This is a genomic window from Agromyces sp. SYSU T00194, from assembly GCF_040496035.1.
GTDB classification, from domain to species: domain Bacteria; phylum Actinomycetota; class Actinomycetes; order Actinomycetales; family Microbacteriaceae; genus Agromyces; species Agromyces chitinivorans.
Map to the genome: position 1 here is coordinate 1,281,510 of NZ_JBEPJZ010000001.1, position 17,012 is coordinate 1,298,521.

The window sequence follows — 17,012 nt, forward strand, 5'->3', positions numbered from 1 at the left end:
GGGGGGAGGATAGTGCTATGTCAGACCCCGCTGCCGCAGAGGCAGTCGACGCGAACCAGACCGACACCGCCGCACCCGAGGGCTACGCCCTGTTCGCGGTCCTCCGCACCGACCCCGCACGGCCCGACGACTTCGACGGGCACGACGTGCCGCGGGTCGTGGGCCAACTCGACGACGTCATCGCCGTCATCGAGGCCGAGGGCGTCACCGTTCGCGGTTTCTACGACGTGTCCGGACTGCGCGCCGACGCCGACATCATGATCTGGCTCCACGGACCCGAGGCCGAGGGCCTCCAGTGGGCACTCCGCGAACTGCGCCGGTCGCGGCTGCTGAAGGCGCTCCTGCCGACGTGGAACGCGATGGGCGTGCACCGCGACGCGGAGTTCAACCGCGCGCACGTGCCCGGCTTCCTCCGCGGCGAGGAGCCGCGCTCGTGGCTGACCGTCTACCCCTTCGTGCGCAGCTACGACTGGTACCTGCTCGACCCCGCCGAGCGCGGGCGCATGCTCGCCGAGCACGGGCGCAAGGGCGCCGCATACCGCGGCGTCGTCGCGAACACGATCGCCGCGTTCGCGCTGGGCGACTACGAGTGGCTGCTGCCCATGGAGGCCGACGAGCTGAACGACCTCGTCGACATGATGCGCGACCTGCGCGCGACCGACGCCCGGCGCCACGTGCGCGAGGAGGTGCCCTTCTACACGGGTCGACGGATCACCACCGCCGAGATCGTCGAGGTGCTCCAGTAATGGCCGCCGCGAACCTCGGCTCGACGGGCGCCGACGACCCCGCCCGGGAGACGGTCGCGCACGGCCGGAAGCCCGCCCCCGCGGCATCCGCCCCCTGCGCCCCCGGTGCGGTCGTGCCGGGAGCGACCCCGGCCGCCCAGCAGGGCCCCGAGCACGTCACCGAGCCGGTCGCCTACGACGCCATCCTGCTCGCGGGCTTCGGCGGCCCCGAGGGCCAGGACGACGTCATCCCGTTCCTGCGGAACGTCACCAGCGGGCGCGGCATCCCCGACGAGCGCCTGGAGGAGGTGGCGCACCACTACCGCCACTTCGGCGGCGTCAGCCCGATCAACCAGCAGAACCGCGACCTGAAGGCCGCGCTCGAGGCCGAGCTCGCGCGGCGCGGCGTCGACCTGCCGGTGATCTGGGGCAACCGCAACTGGGACCCGTACCTGAACGACGCGCTCCGCGAGGCGCGCGCGGGCGGCGCGCAGCGGCTCATCGCGATCGCGACCAGCGCCTACAGCTCGTACTCGAGCTGCCGCCAGTACCGCGAGGACTTCGCCGACGCGCTTGCCGACACCGGACTCGGCGACGAGCTCCAGATCGACAAGGTCGGGCAGTTCTTCGACCACCCCGGCTTCGTGCGGCCGTTCATCGAGGGCGTCCGCGACGGGCTCGCCGAGCTGCTGGCCGCCCACCCCGACATCTCGCGCGACCAGGTCGAGGTGCTGTTCGCCACGCACTCCATCCCGTCGACCGACGCCGCGAAGTCGGGCCCCGCCGAGCGCGGCTTCGGCGAGGGCGGCGCGTACGCGGCCCAGCACCGCGCCGTCGCCGAGGTCGTGATGCGCGAGGCCGGGGCATCCGACGTGCCCTGGCAGCTCGTCTACCAGTCCCGCTCGGGCCCCCCGTCGATGCCGTGGCTCGAGCCCGACATCAACGACGCGATCCTCGAGCTTCCGGCGGCCGGTCGTCGCGCCATCGTGATCGTGCCGCTCGGGTTCGTGAGCGACCACATGGAGGTGCTCTGGGACCTCGACAACGAGGCGCTCGAGACCGCCGAGGGGCAGGGCCTCGCCGCCGTGCGCGTGCCGACGCCCGGCACTCATCCGGCGTACGTCGCCGGCCTCGTCGACCTCGTGCTCGAGCGCGTCCACGGCACGCCCGCCGCCGAGCGCCCCCGGGTGACGGAGCTCGGCCCCTGGTACGACGTGTGCCGTCCCGGCTGCTGCGAGAACGTCCGGCTCGGGTTCCGGCCGGCGCTGGCGGGGATCGCGCCGTGACCGTCATCCGCGTCGGCACCCGTGGCAGCGCGCTCGCGCTGGCGCAGACGCGTCAGGTCGCCGAGCGGCTGGCGAAGGCGGCCGGTGCGGAGATCGAGTACGTGACGGTGACCACCGAGGGCGACGTCTCGCGCGCCTCCCTCGCGTCGCTCGGCGGCACCGGGGTCTTCGCCACGGCCCTGCGCGAGTCGCTGCTCGCCGGCGAGTGCGACGTGGTCGTGCACTCGCTGAAGGACCTCCCCACGGCCGAGCACGAGGGCCTGCGGCTCGGCGCGGTGCCGAAGCGGGCCGATGCCCGTGACGCGCTGTGCGCCGCCGGGGGCCGCACGCTCGCGACGCTCCCCGAGGGCGCGCGCATCGGCACCGGTTCCCCCCGCCGCATCGCGCAGCTCGCCGAAGCGCGCCCCGACGTGGTCGCCGTCGACATCCGCGGCAACATCGACACCCGCCTGGGCAAGGTCGCCGACGGCGAGCTCGACGCGGTGCTGCTGGCCGCAGCCGGCCTCGGCCGGCTCGGGCGGTCGGATGCCGCGACCGACCTCCTCCCGATCGACGAGTGGCCCACCGCTCCGGGTCAGGGCGCGCTCGCGCTCGAGGTGCGCGCCGAGCGCGCGTCACGCGAACTGGAGCGCGGCCTCGGCGCCGTCGACCACGGCACCACCCGCGCCACGGTGCTCGCGGAGCGGCTCGTGCTCGCGGGCCTCGAGGCCGGATGCTCCGCACCGATCGCGGCCCATTCCTTTGTGGACGACGACCTGCTGTTCCTGACGGCCACTGTGTACAGTGGCGATGGAACGCAGCGGGTGACCAGCTCGCACGCGGCCACCCCCGAGAGCCGACGGGCCCCCCACCTGGCCGATGCCGCTCGCGAGGTCGCCGCGCGTGCGGTCGAAGAGCTCCTCGGCAACGGCGCCGCCGAACTCGCACCGAAGGAGGAGGAGGCGCCGTGAGCGAATACGAGCCGGTCACCGGCGCCATCAACCTCCCCAATCCGCGCCACGACAAGCCCCTCAGCGGCTGGCGGGTGCTCGTGCCGCGCGGCGGCCCCTGGGGCGACAGCGTCGCCGCGAGCCTGCGCATGCGCGGCGCCTCGCCGATCATCGCGCCCATGATCAACTTCGCCGCGACCGACGACGCCCCCGCCCTCGAGGCGGCGCTCGGCCGGCTCGCCGCGGGCGCCTTCGACTGGGTGACCGTGACCAGCGCGACCACCGTCGACGTGCTGAGCTCGCACCGCGCGGTCATCCCGCCCACGACCAAGGTCGCCGCCGTCGGCGAGTCCACGGCCGCGGCCCTCATCGCCGCCGGCTACCGCGCCGACATCGTGCCCTCCGAGGACAACTCGGCCAAGGGCCTCCTCGACGAGTGGACCGCCGCAACCGACGGGGCGTTCCCGCTCCGCGTCCTCGCGCTGCGCTCGGCGATCGCCAAGCAGGTGCTGAGCGTCGGCCTCGCCCGCATCGGGCACCACGTCGAGGCCGTCGTCGCGTACCGCACCGTCGGCGTGCCGGTCGCGCAGAAGGTCGTCGACGACGTGCGGGCCGGCAAGGTGCAGGCGCTGCTGGTCACCTCGGGCAGCGTCGCCGAGCAGGTCCAGCAGCAGTTCGGGTCGATCCCGGAGGAGACGCTCGTCGCCGCGATCGGCCCGCAGACGATGCACGACGCGCAGGACCACGGGCTGCGCATCGACGTGGTCGCCGCGGAGCGCAGCGCCGAGTCGCTGATCGAGGCGGTCGTGCAGGCGGCGCGCCAGCAGGTCTAGCGCGCCGGCAGGTGCGACGCGCGCCGGCAGGGCTGGCCCGCGCCGGCATGGCTGGCCCGTGCAGCCGGGTATGACGCGCGCCGGGAGGCCTGACCCGCGCCGGGAGGGCCGACCCGCGCCGGCGGGGCCGACCCGCGCCGGCGGGTATGACGCGCGCCGGCAGGGCGCACGCCCACCCGGAGGCATCCGTCACCCGCATCGGGGCGAGCGGATGCCGCCGGCGAACGGTCAGCGCGCCGCGGCCTGCTCCGCGGGCGACGTGTCGCCGGCCTTCGCGACGATGCCGCGCATGATCGACCAGTACCCGACCGGCGCGATGCGCGTGACGAGGTCGCTGAGGCGCGCGTCGCGGCCGATGAAGATGCGGGGGCGGCGGCGCTCGATGCCTGCGACGATCCGCTCCGCGGCCTGCGCGGCGGTGGTCCGGTAGAGCGCGGCCTGCGCGTCGGCGGCGCGCGCGGCGACCCCGGCGTCGACCATGGCGGCGACGCGCGCGTGGTGGATGATGCCCGTCTGCACCCCGCCCGGGTAGATGGCGGAGACGGTCACGTCGGTGCGCTCGAGCTCGTGGCGCAGCGCGTCGGTGAAGCCGCGTACCGCGAACTTCGAGGTGACGTAGGGCACGCGGCCGGCGGGCGCGGCCAGGCCGTACAGGCTGGACACGTTCGCGAGGTGCGCAGCGGGTCGCTCCCGCAGCAGGGGCAGGAACGCCTTCGCCAGCGCGACCGTGCCCCAGAGGTTCACGTCGACGACCCAGCGGAACTCCTCGATGCTGAGCTGCTCGAACGTGCCCAGCATCGACACGCCCGCGCAGTGCAGCAGCACGTCGACGCGGCCGTGCGCCGCGCGCACGGCGTCGGGCAGCGCCGCGACCGCGTCGAGGTCGGTCAGGTCGACGACGTGGGCGGATGCCTCGGTGCCCGCATCGTGGAATTCGGCGACCAGGGTCGCGAGCACGTCGGCGTTGCGGTCGACGAGGGCGAGGCGCGCACCACGGCGGGCGAGCAGGCGGGCCGACTCGAGGCCCATGCCGCTCGCGGCGCCGGTGACGACGCAGACCGCGTCGTCGAGTCGCAGGCGGCGGCGCCGGCGTCGTGCGACCGGGAGGGGGGCGGTCTCGGGGGCGGGGTCGGGCTGGGGGGCGGTGCGCATGGTGTCCTCGGGTTCCGCAGGCGGCAGCTTCGCCGCCCTGACGGTGCAGGACGCTAGCACGCCGCGCCCGTCCCCCCGAATCCCCTGTGGGTGGGCGGCGCTTTTCAGGAGCGGCGGAGGCCTGATGGCGAATGTGTGCGCGGGCGGTGGCCGATGCGGTGGCGTTGCGCGCCGCCGGGCGCGCTCGCGCACGATCGGGTCGCGGGGCTCGGGCGAGCTCCTGAAAAGCGGGCCCGGGGTGGGGTCGAGGTCGGCCGATGCGCATCGCCGAGTCCACCGAACGCGCCGCCGAGTCCGACGAATGCCCCGCCGAGTTTCCCCGATGCGCACCGCGCCCGCCCCACGCGCCCGCCCCACGCGGATGCGATGGGGCGGGCGCGACGCGTACGAGCGGCGGGTCAGGCGCGCTCGGCGTCAGACGACTTCGCGAGCTGCCCGCCCGCGAGCCCGGCGAGGATCGCCGAGACGTCGAGGCCGGTCAGCGACTTCACGACCTCGGTGCCCTCGCCGAGCACCTGCCCGACCGACTTCGTGACGGCGCTGGCGCCGTCGGTGGAGACGACCGTGAAGGTGTCGATCGCGCTGATCGGCTTGGCCGCCGCGCGGATGATCTCGGGCAGGCGGGAGATGATCTCCTGCGCGAGCGCCGCCTCGCCGTACTTCTCGAGTGCGAGCGCCTTGGCGTCCGTGGCATCCGCCTCGGCCAGGCCCTCGGCGCGGATCGCGGCCGCGCGCGCCTCGCCGTCGGCCTGCACGCCTGCCGCGAGCGCCACCTGGCGGTCGCGCTCCGCCTCGCCGGCCCGGCGCACCGCGGTCGCGGCCGCCTCGGCATCCTGCACGGCGGCGACCTTGTTCGCCTCGGCGATCTTCGTGCGCTTGTAGGCCTCGGCCTCGGTCGCGGCGTTCGCCGCGTCGCGCTGGGCCGTCGCGCGCTGCACCGACGCGTAGGCGTCGGCCTCGGCCGGCTTGCGCACCTCGATGTCGAGGCGCTCCTGGGTGACGCGCGCCTGCTCGGCGAGGGCCTCGCGCTCCTCGACGGCGACGATGCGGTCCTGCTCGGCCTTGGCGAGTTCGCCAGCGGCGTCGGCCTCGGCGTTGGCACGGTCGGTCTCGGCCTTGATCTGCGCCTGCTTGAGGCTGAGCGCCTTCTGGCGCTCGGCGATCTGCTCCGCCGCCTCGATGCGCGCGAACTCGCTGGCGCGCGCGGCCTCCGACTCGCTGACCTCGGCGACCTGGCGGGCCCGGGCGGCCTCGGCGCGGCCGAGGTTGTCGAGGTAGTCGCTGCCCGGCGTGGAGATGTCGGAGATGTTCAGCAGGTCGACCTGGAGGCCCTGCTCGATGAGGTCGGCCTTCGTCTCGGCGACGACCCGCTCCGACAGGCTCTTGCGGTCGGAGATGATCTGCTCGATCGTCATGTCGCCGACGATCGAGCGCAGCGACCCCTCGAGCGACTCGCTGATGATGTCGGTGAGGGCCTCCTGCTGCGAGAGGAAGCGCTGGCCGGCGCGACGCACGCCCTCCTCGGTACCGCTGACCTTGAAGTTGATCGACGCCTTGATGGCGATCTTCACGCGGTTCTTGTCGACGCCCTCGACGGTGATGCCGATCTGGCGCTGCTCGAGCGAGATCGCGAAGCCCTGCTGCAGGATCGGCCAGACGAAGGTGCGCCCGCCGATGATCACGCGGGGGCCCGCGGCGGCGTCCCCCATCGACGACCGGCCGGCGCGGCCGACGATGATGAGCGCCTCGTTCGGGGGCACGCGACGGATGCGCCGCGCGATGAAGACGAACAGCGAGACCACCGCGATCGCGAGTGCTGCGACGGCGATGACCTGGATCAGGGGGTCGACGAACATGGGTGCCTCTCTGGGACGTGCGGGTGCGGGTTGTCTCGGGGGAGCGGGGGGCGAGCGGATGCGCCGTGCGCGCGGCCTACTCGGGTGCGACCTTCACGCGGGCGCCGACGTGGTCGACCACGCGGATGCGCACGCCCGCCGCGATGTCCTCGTCGGCGAAGGCGAGGCGGCGCTCGATCTCGCCGGGGCCGTCGAGGCTGACCTCGCCGCCCGTGAGGCCGACGGGTGCGGTGGTGTAGCCCGCGAGGCCGACCGCGCTGGCGGGGGCGCCGTCGGAGCTCGCCGCGAGCCGGCGCACGAGGAGCACGCTGAGCACGTAGGCGACGAGGGCGAGCACGACGGCGAGCACGTACGCCCAGCCGACGTCGAGGCCCCAGCTCAGCGTGAGCGCACCGGCCGCGCCGAACACGACGCCGCCGACGCCGAGCGCCGTCGCGGAGATGAACCCGTCGCCGAAGTCGAGGTGGTCGAACAGGTCGCCGAGCAGCAGCGAGATCACGAGCAGCAGCAGGCCGGCGCCGCCGACGAGCAGGAACGGCAGCAGCATCCATCGCCCTTTCGCGCAGGTCGCGGAGCACGGAACGCCCCCGCCCGGTCACCCTAACCGGACCCCGCCGTCAGCGTCCGCCGGATGTGGAGAACGCGCATCGTCCGGTCGGCCGAGGCGGCGGAGTCGACGTGGCGAGCACCCGTTCTCAGGAACCCCGCGCGCGGCGCGGTGGAATCCGGCGCCGGCGCGGCGGGATCCGGCACATTCCAGCCGTGATCGGAGCGGAGGTGCCGGATTCCACCGCCGGCCGCGCGGGTATTCCTGAAAAGCGCCACCCCCCCCCGCGGGCGGACGGGGGCGCGCGGGCTCCCGGCGGACGTGGAGCGGCGCCCGCGTAGGCTGGTCGGGTGAGTGCTGCGCCCGCCCCCCGCATCCGTCCCCGGCGCCTCCGCCAGAGCCCGGCCTTCCGCCGGCTCGTCGCGGAGACCCGCCTGCACCCGGCCGACCTCGTGCTGCCGCTGTTCGTGCGCGAGGGGCTCGCCGAGCCGATGCCGATCGCCTCGATGCCGGGCGTCATGCAGCACAGCCTCGACTCGGTGCGCGGGGTCGTGGCGGATGCCGCGGCGGCCGGCGTCGGCGGCGTGATGCTGTTCGGCGTGCCGGAGGTGCGCGACGCGCGCGGCTCGGGCGCGACCGACCCCGACGGCATCCTGAACGTCGCCACCCGCGTCGTGCGCGAGGAGGCCGGCGACGCGCTCGTCGTGCAGACCGACCTGTGCCTCGACGAGTTCACCGATCACGGTCACTGCGGCCTGCTCGACGATCGCGGCGTCGTCGACAACGACGCCACCCTCGAGCGCTACGCCGAGATGGGCGTGGAGCAGGCGCGCGCCGGATCCCAGCTGCTCGGCCTCTCCGGCATGATGGACGGCCAGGTCGCCGCGGTGCGCGAGGCGCTCGACGCCGAGGGCCACACCGACACGGCGCTGCTCGCGTACTCGGGCAAGTACGCGTCGGCGTTCTACGGCCCGTTCCGCGATGCGGTCGAGTCGACGCTCGACGGCGACCGACGCACCTACCAGCTCGACCCCGCGAACCGCCGCGAGGGCGCGCGCGAGGCCGCGCTCGACATCGACGAGGGCGCCGACATCGTCATGGTCAAGCCCGCCGGCACCTACCTCGACGTGCTCGCCGACGTCGCCGCGACCAGCGAGGTGCCCGTCTGGGCGTACCAGGTGTCGGGCGAGTACGCGATGATCGAGGCGGCTGCGGCCCACGGCTGGATCGACCGGCGCCGCGCCGTCGCGGAGTCGGTGCTCGGCATCCGCCGCGCCGGCGCCGACGCCGTGCTCACCTACTGGGCGACCGAGCTCGCCGCATGGATCACCGCAGGAGACACCGCATGACCGACCTCACCACCGACCCGGCCGCCGTTGCCGCGCCCGACGTCAACGCCGAGCTGTTCGACCGCGCCCGCCGGGCGATCCCGGGCGGCGTGAACTCGCCCGTGCGCGCGTACGGCTCCGTCGGCGGCACCCCGCGCTTCCTCGTCGCGGCGCGCGGCGCGACCGTGACCGACGTCGAGGGCCGCGAGTACGTCGACCTGGTCGCCGGGTGGGGGCCCGCGATCCTCGGCCACGCCGACCCGCGGGTGATCGAGGCGGTGCAGGATGCCGCGAGCCGCGGCCTCTCGTTCGGTGCATCCACCCCCGTGGAGACCGAGCTGGCCGAGCTCGTCGAGGAGCGCGTGTCGCCCGTCGAGCGCCTGCGCCTGGTCTCGACCGGCACCGAGGCGACCATGAGCGCCATCCGCCTCGCGCGCGGATTCACCGGTCGCGACGTGATCGTGAAGTTCGCCGGCCACTACCACGGCCACTCCGACGGGCTGCTCGCAGAGGCCGGCTCGGGCCTCGCGACCTTCGCGCTGCCCGCCTCCGCCGGCGTGCCCGCCGATATCACGGCGCTCACCCTCGTGCTGCCCTACAACGACCTCGAGGCCGTGCGCGCGGCGTTCGCCGCGCACGGCGACCGCATCGCCGCGGTCATCACCGAGGCCGCCGCCGCCAACATGGGCGTCGTGCCGCCCGACCCGGGCTTCAACGCGGCGCTCATCGAGCTGGCGCACCGGCACGGCGCGCTCGTCATCTCCGACGAGGTGCTCACCGGGTTCCGCGTCTCGCCCGCCGGCTGGTGGGGGCTCGAGAACGCCACCGACGGGCAGTCGGTCTTCGCCCCCGCATCCGACCAGTACCTGCCCGACCTCATGACCTTCGGCAAGGTCATCGGCGGCGGCATGCCGGTCGCCGCGCTCGGCGGCCGCGCCGACGTCATGGAGCTGCTCGCGCCGACCGGCCCGGTCTACCAGGCCGGCACGCTGTCGGGGAACCCGGTCGCGGTCGCCGCCGGCCTCGCCACGCTGCGCGCCGCCGACGACGACGTGTACGCGCGGCTCGACGAGGCGGCATCCGTCATCTCGAGCGAGGTCTCGCGGCACCTCGCCGCCGAGGGCGTCGCCCACGCGGTGCAGCGCGCGGGCAACCTCTTCAGCTTCGCCTTCGGGTCGGAGGTCGCCGACGGCGTGCGCGACTACGCGGGCGTGCAGCGTCAGGAGGCGTGGCGGTACGCCCCGTTCTTCCACGCCATGCTCGACGCGGGCGTCTCGCTGCCGCCGTCGGTCTTCGAGGCGTGGTTCGTCACCGCAGCGCACGACGAGCGCGTGATCGACCGCATCGTCCAGGCGCTGCCCGCCGCGGCGAAGGCGGCTGCTGCCGCGACCCCCGCCGGCTGACCCCCGCCGGCTGACCGCGCGGAGGGCGGGGCCGGGCGTCCGCCCTCCGCGAGCGGCCGCGCTCGTGGATTCGTCCAGTCCGCGCATCCGTGGTTTGTGCGCGTCCGATACCCTGCCCGGCATACGTGTCGGGCACACTGGATGCATGGCCAACCTCCGCGTCCACTCCGATCGGCTCGAGCTGCAGCTCACCGCCGCGGAGAAGTCGCTCGCCTTCCGGCGGTCCGACGTGGTGGTCCAGCGCGAGGACATCCGCTCGGCGATCATCACCGACGACCCCTGGATCTGGGTGCGCGGCATCCGCCACCGCGGCTCGGTCGTGCCGCTCGTCGTCGCGGTCGGGGAGTGGAAGTCGCACGGCGGCATCGACTTCGTGCTGGTCAAGGGCAAGCGCCAGGCCGTGGTGCTCGACGTCGACGGCGAGGACTACTCGCGGCTCGTCGTCAGCACGAACCGCGCGGCCGAGCTCATCGAGTCGCTGAAGCTCGCCGACGCGGCGACGCCCGAGGAGTAGCCCGCTCCGCCCCGGCGGGGCATCCGCTCGCCCGTCAGGCGAACAGGAACAGCACGAACCCGATCAGCGGCAGCGTGCCCTGCACCAGCGCGGGCCGCACGTAGCCGCGCCCCGAGGTCACCAGCACGGTCGCCGCGAGCACCATGCATGCGGTCGTGAACAGCGCGAGCGCGACCCCCGCCTCGACGAGCCCGACCCAGTAGAGGACGAGGCCGAGCCCCGCGCCCATGCCCAGGAAGAGGTTGTAGAAGCCCTGGTTGTAGGCCATCGGGCGCAGCGTGTCGGCATCCTCCTGGCTGCGCACGCCGAAGATGCGCCAGGTCGACGGCTTCGACCAGCGCACGCTCTCGAGCACGAAGATGTACCCGTGCAGCAGGGCGGCGAGGGCGACGACGATGCTCGCGATGACGGCCATGGCGCCAGCGTAGTCCCGGACCTCCCCGTCGGGGGGTGAGCGGCCCGCACGTGAATTCCCGGCAAGCAATGCGTGCGCGTCGGTGCATTGTCGTCGTCGCGGGCGGACCTCATGCTGGTGGGGTGCACGTGCCCGCGCGCGCACGCCCGAGCACCAGGAGGTCATCGATGACGACGAGCACGCTGCCGAATCTGATCGGGGGTGAGTTCGTCGATGCGGCGCCCGGTGCCTCGATCGACGTCACGAATCCCGCCGACGGCGCCATCGTGGGCGCGGTGCCCGCGCTGACGGCGGAGGACCTCGGCGCGGTGTTCGACGCCGCCGAGGCGGGTGCGCGCACGTGGCGCGCCGCGGGGCCGCTCGCGCGAGGTCGCATCCTGCTCGACGCGGCCGGCCTGATCCGCGCGGAGGCCGCCGACCTCGCGGAGCTGATCGTCGCAGAGATGGGCAAGACCCGCGCCGAGGCCACCATCGAGGTGGCGAAGTCGGCGGAGTTCTTCGAGTACTACGGCGGGCTCGGCCGCCAGCCGTTCGGCGAGCTCGTGCCCGACGCCCGCCCCGGCACCTTCGCCATGCAGACCCGGGAGCCGGTCGGCGTGGTCGTGCTGATCACGCCGTGGAACGACCCGCTGCTGACCCCGGCGCGCAAGCTCGCACCGGCGCTCATCTCCGGCAACGCCGTGGTCATCAAGCCCGCGACCGAGACGCCGTTGATCACGCTGCGCCTCGCCGAGATCCTGCACCGCGCGGGCCTGCCCGCCGGTGCGCTCGGCACGGTCACCGGCCGCGGCTCGCAGATCGGCGACGCGCTCGTCGCCGACCCGCGGATCGCCGCCGTGTCGTTCACCGGGTCGACCGAGGTGGGGCTGGCGCTCCAGCGCTCGATGGCCGGTCGCGGCGTGCGCGTGCAGACCGAGATGGGCGGCAAGAACGCGGCCGTCGTGCTCGCCGACGCCGACCTCGACCTCGCGGTGCCCGTGCTCGTCGCCGGCAGCTTCGGCCAGGCCGGCCAGCGCTGCACCGCGACGAGCCGCCTCATCGTCGAACGCCCGGTCGCCGACGAGGTGCGTACGCGCCTCGCCGAGGCGATCGAGCGGCTGCGGGTGGGCGCGGGCGGGGCCGACGGCACCGACATGGGCCCGGTCGTGAGTCGCACCGCCCAGGAGGACATCCGCCGGCGGGTCGCCGCCGGGCTCGACGAGGGTGCCGAGGTGGTCGGGCGGGCACCGGTCGACCCGGGGCTGCTCGAATCGGGATGCTTCGTCGAGCCCCTGCTCGTCACCGCGGAGCGCGGCAACAGCCTGTGGCGCGAGGAGGTCTTCGGTCCGGTGCTCACCATGCTCGTCGTCGACTCGATCGACGAGGCCGTCGCCGCGGTCAACGACTCCGCCTACGGTCTATCGAGCGCCGTCTTCACGCGCAGCCTCGACGCCGCGTTCCGGTTCGTCGACGCGGTCGACACGGGGCAGGTCTCGGTCAACCAGCCGACGAGCGGCTGGGACATCCATCACGCCTTCGGCGGCTTCAAGGAGTCGGGCTCGCCGTTCAAGGAGCAGGGCACCGAGGCGCTCCGGTTCTACACGCGGGTGAAGACCGCTGCCGTGCGGACCCACTGATGGCGGGCAGCACCGGCATCGTCGGCGGCGGCATCGTCGGCATCGCCCTCGCGCGCGCCCTCGCGCAGCGCGGCGACGAGGTGACGGTGTTCGAGAAGGAGGCCCGCCTCGCCGAGCATCAGACGGGCCACAACTCCGGCGTCGTGCACGCCGGCCTGTACTACAAGCCGGGTTCCCTGAAGGCCACGCTCTGCGCCGCGGGGCGCGCGTCGATGCGTGACTTCTGCCTCGAGAAGGGCCTGCCCTACCGCGAGGTCGGCAAGCTCGTGGTCGCCGTCGACGAGACCGAGCTCGACGCACTCGCCGAGATCGAGCGACGCTCGATCGAGAACGGCGTGCCCGACCTCACCCGCATCGACGACGTGGCACGCCTCCGCGAGATCGAGCCGCACGTCGCCGGCGTCGCGGCCGTGCACTCGCCGCACACCGCGGTCGTCGACTACGCGTCGATCACGGAGGCCATGGCGCAGGACGTGCGGGCGGCGGGCGGCAGCATCCGCCTCGGTCACGAGGTCACCGACCTCGCCGTCGAGCAGGGTCGCGTGCGCGTCGTCACCCCGGTCTCCGAGGACGTCTTCGACCGCCTGATCGTGTGTGCGGGCCTGCAGTCCGACGTCGTCGCCAAGCTCGTCGGCGGCGACCCGTCGCCGAAGATCCTGCCGTTCCGCGGGGAGTACTGGGAGCTCGCGTCCGAGCGCACCGACCTCGTGAACGGCATGATCTACCCCGTGCCCGACCCGCGCTTCCCGTTCCTCGGCGTGCACTTCACGCGCGGCGTGTACGACAACGTGCACGTCGGCCCGAACGCCGTGCCGGCGCTGCGCCGCGAGGGCTACAACTGGCTGCAGTGGTCGGCGAAGGACACCTGGGAGTCGCTGCGCTGGCCCGGTGCCTGGCCGCTCGCGAAGCAGCACTGGCGCATGGGCGTCGACGAGATCTCGAGTTCGCTCATCAAGCCGTTGTGGTTCCGCAAGGCCCGTCGGTTCGTGCCCGAGCTCACCATGGGCGACCTCACGCACAAGTCGGGTGCCGGTGTGCGTGCGCAGGCGTGGGGGCGTGCGGGCGAGCTGCTCGACGACTTCGCGGTCGATCGGGTGGGCCCGGTGACCCTGCTCCGCAACGCGCCGTCGCCCGCAGCGACGAGTTCGATCGCGATCGCCGAGTACGTCGTCGAGCACTACCTGGGCGAGCACGCGGTCGCAGACTAGACGCATGAAGATCACCGCGCTGTTCGGGACCGAGTCGGGCCATGCCGAGGAGGTCGCCTTCGCGATCCGGACGGCGCTCGACGGCCATGAGGTCGAGGCGGTCAACATGGCGGATGCGGGGACCGACGTGTTCGCACCCGACACGCTGTACCTCATCGCGTGCGCGACGCACGGCGGGGGCGAACTGCCCGGGTTCGCGCAGTTCCTGCACGACGACCTGCTCGACCTGCGGCCCGACCTGTCGGGCGTTCGCTACGCGATGTTCGGACTCGGGGACTCGTCGTACGGCGAACGCTACAACCGCGGCGCGAAGCAGTTCGACGAGCTGCTCGCCGGTCTGGGCGCGGAGCGCGTCGGGCCGTTCGGTGCGCACGACGAGCTGTCGCGCAAGGATCCGGGCCCGCTGGGCGTCGAGTGGGCGCACGACGTGCTCGCCGCGCTCGACGCCTGAGCGTCACCGCCGGGCACGCACCGGCCGGATGATGCACGGTCCGGGGCAGGCGGAAGCCCGGCGCCGTGATCCCCTCGTGGGCGGCGCCGGGCTTCGGTGCGGGTGGACCTCGCGGTCAGAGCGCTTCGGCGATCGTCACGTCGGCCGGCGCGGTCGTGAGGCCGGCGAGCCCGTCGCGCAGCACCTGCACGGGCGCGCCGGTGTTGTGCGCCGCGAGTGCCTCCCGCGACGCCCAGCGCTCGACGATGACGAACGAGCCGTCGTCGGCGAGGTGCGGGTCGTACTGGAGGCATCCGTCCTCGGCGCGGATGCCGGCGAGGGCCGTCCGCACGGCCGCGGTGGCCTGCTCGAGGGACTCGGCGGCGGGGTGCAGGCGTGCCACCACGGTGACCGGTGCGCTCATGCCTCGTTCCCCCAGATCATGGTGGCGAAGGTCTCGACGTGCTCGAGCTTCTTGCGCTGCTGCTCGATCGTCAGCGCCGCGGGCAGGTAGTGCGCCTGCTGGAAGCCCTTCTGGGGCAGCAGCCCGATGCGGTCGTAGTCGTGCACGTCGACGACGCCCTCGATGCGACGGACCACCGTGTCGATGTCCTCGAGCTCGGCGACGGTGCTGTCGACGATGCCGATGCCGACCTGCTTGCCCTCGGGCACGTGGCGCGGGAGGTCCTGCGCCACGGCCGCCTCGTTGTGGTACGGCACGGTGAACTTGTCGTAGTCGGTGCCGAACAGGCGCTGCACGCGGTCGAGGTCGACCGTTCCGTCGAGGTCGTCGCCCCAGCCGATCGTGAGTCCGACCTTCTGGTCCTCCTCGCGCTCCAGCCCTGCGACCACGGCCTGGTCGATGCCCACGGCTTCGTCGAAGGTCAGCAGGTCGCTGCCGCCACCGACGAGGTACGCCGAGTAGTCGGGGTTGTCGAGCTGCACGAACTTCACGCCGAGCTCGAACAGGTGCTCGATCTCGTCGTGCAGCAGCTCGGCGATGGCGTCGCCCAGGGCGGCCGCGCCCGGGTATGCCCGCACCGTCTTCACCTCGTCGTAGCACTGCGCGGCGAGGTGGGCGGCCGAGGGCAGCTTCACCTTCACCGGGAACCCGGTCTGCTCGAGCATGAAGGTCGCATCGTCGGCGGCGATCGGCTTCGTCAGCTTGAGCGGCGCCTCGACGTACCAGCTGCCGAAGCCACCGGGACCCATGCGGTCGGGGTCGCGCGTGAAGCCCGACACCGAGTGCAGCACCGGGCTGCGGTAGTCGCCGTTGCGGAAGCCGCCGTCGGTGAGGCACGAGAGGGTGAGGTGGCGCTGGGCCTTCACCCAGCCGATGATCGCCTCGTCCTCCGCCTGGCGCAGCTCATCGGCGGAGATCTCGCCGGCTCGCTGCGCCTTCCGTGCACGCTGGAGGTCGTTGGGCCGGATGTCGTCGCCGTGGTTGTCGATCCGGTACGCGTAGTAGTTCGCCATCGTCGGCGCCTCTCTCAGTCGGTGCCGGGGGCGGCCTGCTTGGCGCCCGCCCACTCGGCGAAGTCGGTGTCGTACTCGAGCTCGGCCAGGATGGCCTGGGCGAGCTGCTCGTCCTCCTGCGGAGTGCCGCCCGAGACGCCCACGCCGCCGAGGAACTCGCCGTCGCGCTTCAGGGTGACGCCGCCTCCGGTCGCGACGATCGGGAAGTGGCCCATGGTCGAGACCTGGCTGAAGAACGCCGGGTCGGAGTTCGACCACGGCTTCAGCATGGCGCTGGGGCGCTGCATCACGGCCGACGTGTAGGCCTTCGACAGCGCGATCATGGGGGTCATCGGGCGTGCGCCGTCGAAGCGGCGGATGCTCACGATGAACCCGCCCGAGTCCACGACCGCGATCGAGAGCCCCTTGCCGAGGCGCAACGCCTCGCGCTCGGCGATCGCCATGATCGCCTCTGCGCCTTCCTGCATGACGTCGGCCATCAGGCCACCTCCTCCTTCTGACGCGCGAGGGCGTCGACCAGTTGTTCGACTGCGGTGTTGAACAGCTCGGGGGCCTCCCAGTACATGGAGTGCGGCGCACCCGGCACGACCTCGAGCAGCGAGCCCGGCAGGAGCTCGTGCGCCGCGGTCACCGTCGCGGGGCTGATCACGGCGTCCCGCTCGCCGGCGAGGAAGGCCACGCGGATGCCGGCGGCCGTGATGTCGGCGACGGTCGGGCCGTCGGTCGCGAGGTTCCGCAGGTCCTGCATGCGCGCCCGGTTGAAGGTGCCCTGCTGCGTGAACAGGAACGTCTTCGCGGGCTGCTCCGCCCGGAACGCCGGCGTGAGGAGCCGGTCGATCACCGGGAGCTTCTCGGCCTCGGCCCGGTCGGCGCGCACCAGCGGCGTGACCTCCGGCGCGTCGATGCCGCCGAGCGAGTGGGCGAGCACCACGCCGCGGACGCGCTCGGGCACCCGCAGCGCGGCCTTCAGCGCGGCGGCCGCGCCGATCGACTGGCCCACGAGCACGGCGTCGGTGAGGTCCGCGTCCTCGAGCACCGCGACGATGTCGCCGGGGAAGTTCCGGCTGTCGTAGGTCTCGTCGGAGTCGGAGTTGCCGAACCCGCGCAGGTCGAGGGTGACGACCGCGTGCGTGTCGCGCAGCGCGACGACCTGCTGCCACCACGCCGCGTGGTGGCCGCCGGAACCGTGCACGAACACGATGGGCGAGCCCTCGCCGTGCACCTCGTAGTAAATGGATGTGCCGTCGTTGTCGACTCTGGGCATGAAGCGTCCTTGCTGTGCTTCGGGCGCGCC

At 73.4% G+C, this 17,012-nt stretch carries 18 protein-coding genes; 10 read left to right on the forward strand and 8 right to left on the reverse strand.

Features of this window, described 5'->3' with window-relative positions; genetic code table 11:
• The first annotated feature begins 17 nt into the window (after positions 1–17).
• Genes hemQ through ABZK10_RS05995 form a run of 4 tightly spaced genes read left to right on the forward strand, consistent with a single transcriptional unit; the run spans position 18 to position 3,773 of the window.
• The gene (hemQ, locus tag ABZK10_RS05980; protein ID WP_353808263.1) at positions 18–746 is read left to right on the forward strand and encodes a hydrogen peroxide-dependent heme synthase; all 729 of its coding nucleotides are present in this window, start codon (positions 18–20) and stop codon (positions 744–746) included.
• The gene (locus ABZK10_RS05985; RefSeq protein ID WP_353808264.1) at positions 746–2,011 is read left to right on the forward strand and encodes a ferrochelatase; all 1,266 of its coding nucleotides are present in this window, start codon (positions 746–748) and stop codon (positions 2,009–2,011) included. The genes hemQ and ABZK10_RS05985 overlap by 1 nt, the downstream gene beginning before the upstream one ends.
• Entirely contained in the window at positions 2,008–2,961 is a 954-nt protein-coding gene (hemC, locus tag ABZK10_RS05990) for a hydroxymethylbilane synthase (RefSeq protein ID WP_353808265.1), read from the forward strand. The genes ABZK10_RS05985 and hemC overlap by 4 nt, the downstream gene beginning before the upstream one ends.
• The gene (locus ABZK10_RS05995) at positions 2,958–3,773 is read left to right on the forward strand and encodes a uroporphyrinogen-III synthase (RefSeq protein WP_353808266.1); all 816 of its coding nucleotides are present in this window, start codon (positions 2,958–2,960) and stop codon (positions 3,771–3,773) included. Before hemC ends, ABZK10_RS05995 begins: the two co-directional genes overlap by 4 nt.
• A gap of 228 nt (positions 3,774–4,001) precedes the next feature.
• On the opposite strand, the gene ABZK10_RS06000 is transcribed toward ABZK10_RS05995, so the two are convergent.
• The 3 genes from ABZK10_RS06000 to ABZK10_RS06010 all read right to left on the reverse strand — a co-directional run bounded on the left by ABZK10_RS06000 (position 4,002) and on the right by ABZK10_RS06010 (position 7,328).
• Entirely contained in the window at positions 4,002–4,925 is a 924-nt protein-coding gene (locus tag ABZK10_RS06000; protein ID WP_353808267.1) for an SDR family NAD(P)-dependent oxidoreductase, read from the reverse strand.
• Positions 4,926–5,323: 398 nt separating this feature from the next.
• On the reverse strand, positions 5,324–6,781 hold the full coding sequence (locus tag ABZK10_RS06005; RefSeq protein ID WP_353808268.1) for a flotillin family protein: 1,458 nt from the start codon (positions 6,779–6,781) through the stop codon (positions 5,324–5,326).
• 76 nt (positions 6,782–6,857) lie between these two features.
• Positions 6,858–7,328, reverse strand: a complete 471-nt coding sequence (locus ABZK10_RS06010) for a hypothetical protein (protein WP_353808269.1) — start codon at positions 7,326–7,328, stop codon at positions 6,858–6,860.
• A gap of 350 nt (positions 7,329–7,678) precedes the next feature.
• On the opposite strand from ABZK10_RS06010, the gene hemB reads away from it, so the two are divergent.
• The 3 genes from hemB to ABZK10_RS06025 all read left to right on the forward strand — a co-directional run bounded on the left by hemB (position 7,679) and on the right by ABZK10_RS06025 (position 10,573).
• Positions 7,679–8,677 (forward strand): porphobilinogen synthase, encoded by a 999-nt coding sequence (gene hemB, locus ABZK10_RS06015; RefSeq protein WP_353808270.1) that lies wholly within the window; start codon positions 7,679–7,681, stop codon positions 8,675–8,677.
• Positions 8,674–10,059 carry a glutamate-1-semialdehyde 2,1-aminomutase gene (hemL, locus tag ABZK10_RS06020; protein ID WP_353808271.1) on the forward strand — a complete coding sequence of 462 codons (1,386 nt, stop codon included), beginning with the start codon at positions 8,674–8,676 and terminating at the stop codon, positions 10,057–10,059. The genes hemB and hemL overlap by 4 nt, the downstream gene beginning before the upstream one ends.
• Positions 10,060–10,204: 145 nt before the next feature.
• Positions 10,205–10,573, forward strand: a complete 369-nt coding sequence (locus tag ABZK10_RS06025) for a hypothetical protein (protein ID WP_353808273.1) — start codon at positions 10,205–10,207, stop codon at positions 10,571–10,573.
• 34 nt (positions 10,574–10,607) lie between these two features.
• Here the strand turns inward: ABZK10_RS06025 and ABZK10_RS06030 are convergent, their stop codons facing one another.
• Complete coding sequence (locus ABZK10_RS06030; RefSeq protein WP_353808274.1) at positions 10,608–10,988, reverse strand: DUF1304 domain-containing protein; 381 nt, start codon at positions 10,986–10,988, stop codon at positions 10,608–10,610.
• Between the two features lie 167 nt (positions 10,989–11,155).
• Here ABZK10_RS06030 and ABZK10_RS06035 point away from each other — a divergent pair, with 167 nt between their 5' ends.
• From ABZK10_RS06035 to ABZK10_RS06045, 3 genes are read left to right on the forward strand one after another with little or no spacing between them, the layout of a single operon-like run.
• Positions 11,156–12,604, forward strand: coding sequence for an aldehyde dehydrogenase family protein (locus ABZK10_RS06035; RefSeq protein ID WP_353808275.1), 1,449 nt, complete (start codon positions 11,156–11,158; stop codon positions 12,602–12,604).
• Positions 12,604–13,812, forward strand: a complete 1,209-nt coding sequence (lhgO, locus tag ABZK10_RS06040) for an L-2-hydroxyglutarate oxidase (RefSeq protein ID WP_353808276.1) — start codon at positions 12,604–12,606, stop codon at positions 13,810–13,812. The genes ABZK10_RS06035 and lhgO overlap by 1 nt, the downstream gene beginning before the upstream one ends.
• Positions 13,813–13,816: 4 nt before the next feature.
• A complete protein-coding gene (locus tag ABZK10_RS06045; RefSeq protein ID WP_353808277.1) occupies positions 13,817–14,263 on the forward strand; it encodes a flavodoxin domain-containing protein in 447 nt (148 codons plus the stop codon).
• Between the two features lie 115 nt (positions 14,264–14,378).
• Here ABZK10_RS06045 and ABZK10_RS06050 read toward each other — a convergent pair whose 3' ends face one another.
• Genes ABZK10_RS06050 through ABZK10_RS06065 form a run of 4 tightly spaced genes read right to left on the reverse strand, consistent with a single transcriptional unit; the run spans position 14,379 to position 16,982 of the window.
• On the reverse strand, positions 14,379–14,666 hold the full coding sequence (locus ABZK10_RS06050) for a putative quinol monooxygenase (protein WP_353808278.1): 288 nt from the start codon (positions 14,664–14,666) through the stop codon (positions 14,379–14,381).
• Positions 14,663–15,718, reverse strand: a complete 1,056-nt coding sequence (locus tag ABZK10_RS06055) for a hypothetical protein (RefSeq protein ID WP_353808279.1) — start codon at positions 15,716–15,718, stop codon at positions 14,663–14,665. The genes ABZK10_RS06050 and ABZK10_RS06055 overlap by 4 nt, the downstream gene beginning before the upstream one ends.
• Positions 15,719–15,732: 14 nt before the next feature.
• On the reverse strand, positions 15,733–16,197 hold the full coding sequence (locus ABZK10_RS06060) for a GlcG/HbpS family heme-binding protein (protein ID WP_353808280.1): 465 nt from the start codon (positions 16,195–16,197) through the stop codon (positions 15,733–15,735).
• Complete coding sequence (locus ABZK10_RS06065) at positions 16,197–16,982, reverse strand: alpha/beta fold hydrolase (RefSeq protein ID WP_353808281.1); 786 nt, start codon at positions 16,980–16,982, stop codon at positions 16,197–16,199. The genes ABZK10_RS06060 and ABZK10_RS06065 overlap by 1 nt, the downstream gene beginning before the upstream one ends.
• Between the last annotated feature and the right edge of the window lie 30 nt (positions 16,983–17,012).

Excerpts from the sequence above, each read along its gene's own strand:
- hemQ (WP_353808263.1), top strand. The coding sequence starts at position 18 with ATGTCAGACCCCGCTGCCGCAGAGGCAGTCGACGCGAACCAGACCGAC.
- ABZK10_RS05985 (WP_353808264.1), top strand. The coding sequence starts at position 746 with ATGGCCGCCGCGAACCTCGGCTCGACGGGCGCCGACGACCCCGCCCGG.
- ABZK10_RS06000 (WP_353808267.1), bottom strand. The coding sequence starts at position 4,925 with ATGCGCACCGCCCCCCAGCCCGACCCCGCCCCCGAGACCGCCCCCCTC.
- ABZK10_RS06005 (WP_353808268.1), bottom strand. The coding sequence starts at position 6,781 with ATGTTCGTCGACCCCCTGATCCAGGTCATCGCCGTCGCAGCACTCGCG.
- ABZK10_RS06010 (WP_353808269.1), bottom strand. The coding sequence starts at position 7,328 with ATGCTGCTGCCGTTCCTGCTCGTCGGCGGCGCCGGCCTGCTGCTGCTC.
- hemL (WP_353808271.1), top strand. The coding sequence starts at position 8,674 with ATGACCGACCTCACCACCGACCCGGCCGCCGTTGCCGCGCCCGACGTC.
- ABZK10_RS06025 (WP_353808273.1), top strand. The coding sequence starts at position 10,205 with ATGGCCAACCTCCGCGTCCACTCCGATCGGCTCGAGCTGCAGCTCACC.
- ABZK10_RS06030 (WP_353808274.1), bottom strand. The coding sequence starts at position 10,988 with ATGGCCGTCATCGCGAGCATCGTCGTCGCCCTCGCCGCCCTGCTGCAC.
- ABZK10_RS06035 (WP_353808275.1), top strand. The coding sequence starts at position 11,156 with ATGACGACGAGCACGCTGCCGAATCTGATCGGGGGTGAGTTCGTCGAT.
- lhgO (WP_353808276.1), top strand. The coding sequence starts at position 12,604 with ATGGCGGGCAGCACCGGCATCGTCGGCGGCGGCATCGTCGGCATCGCC.
- ABZK10_RS06045 (WP_353808277.1), top strand. The coding sequence starts at position 13,817 with ATGAAGATCACCGCGCTGTTCGGGACCGAGTCGGGCCATGCCGAGGAG.
- ABZK10_RS06050 (WP_353808278.1), bottom strand. The coding sequence starts at position 14,666 with ATGAGCGCACCGGTCACCGTGGTGGCACGCCTGCACCCCGCCGCCGAG.
- ABZK10_RS06055 (WP_353808279.1), bottom strand. The coding sequence starts at position 15,718 with ATGGCGAACTACTACGCGTACCGGATCGACAACCACGGCGACGACATC.
- ABZK10_RS06060 (WP_353808280.1), bottom strand. The coding sequence starts at position 16,197 with ATGGCCGACGTCATGCAGGAAGGCGCAGAGGCGATCATGGCGATCGCC.
- ABZK10_RS06065 (WP_353808281.1), bottom strand. The coding sequence starts at position 16,982 with ATGCCCAGAGTCGACAACGACGGCACATCCATTTACTACGAGGTGCAC.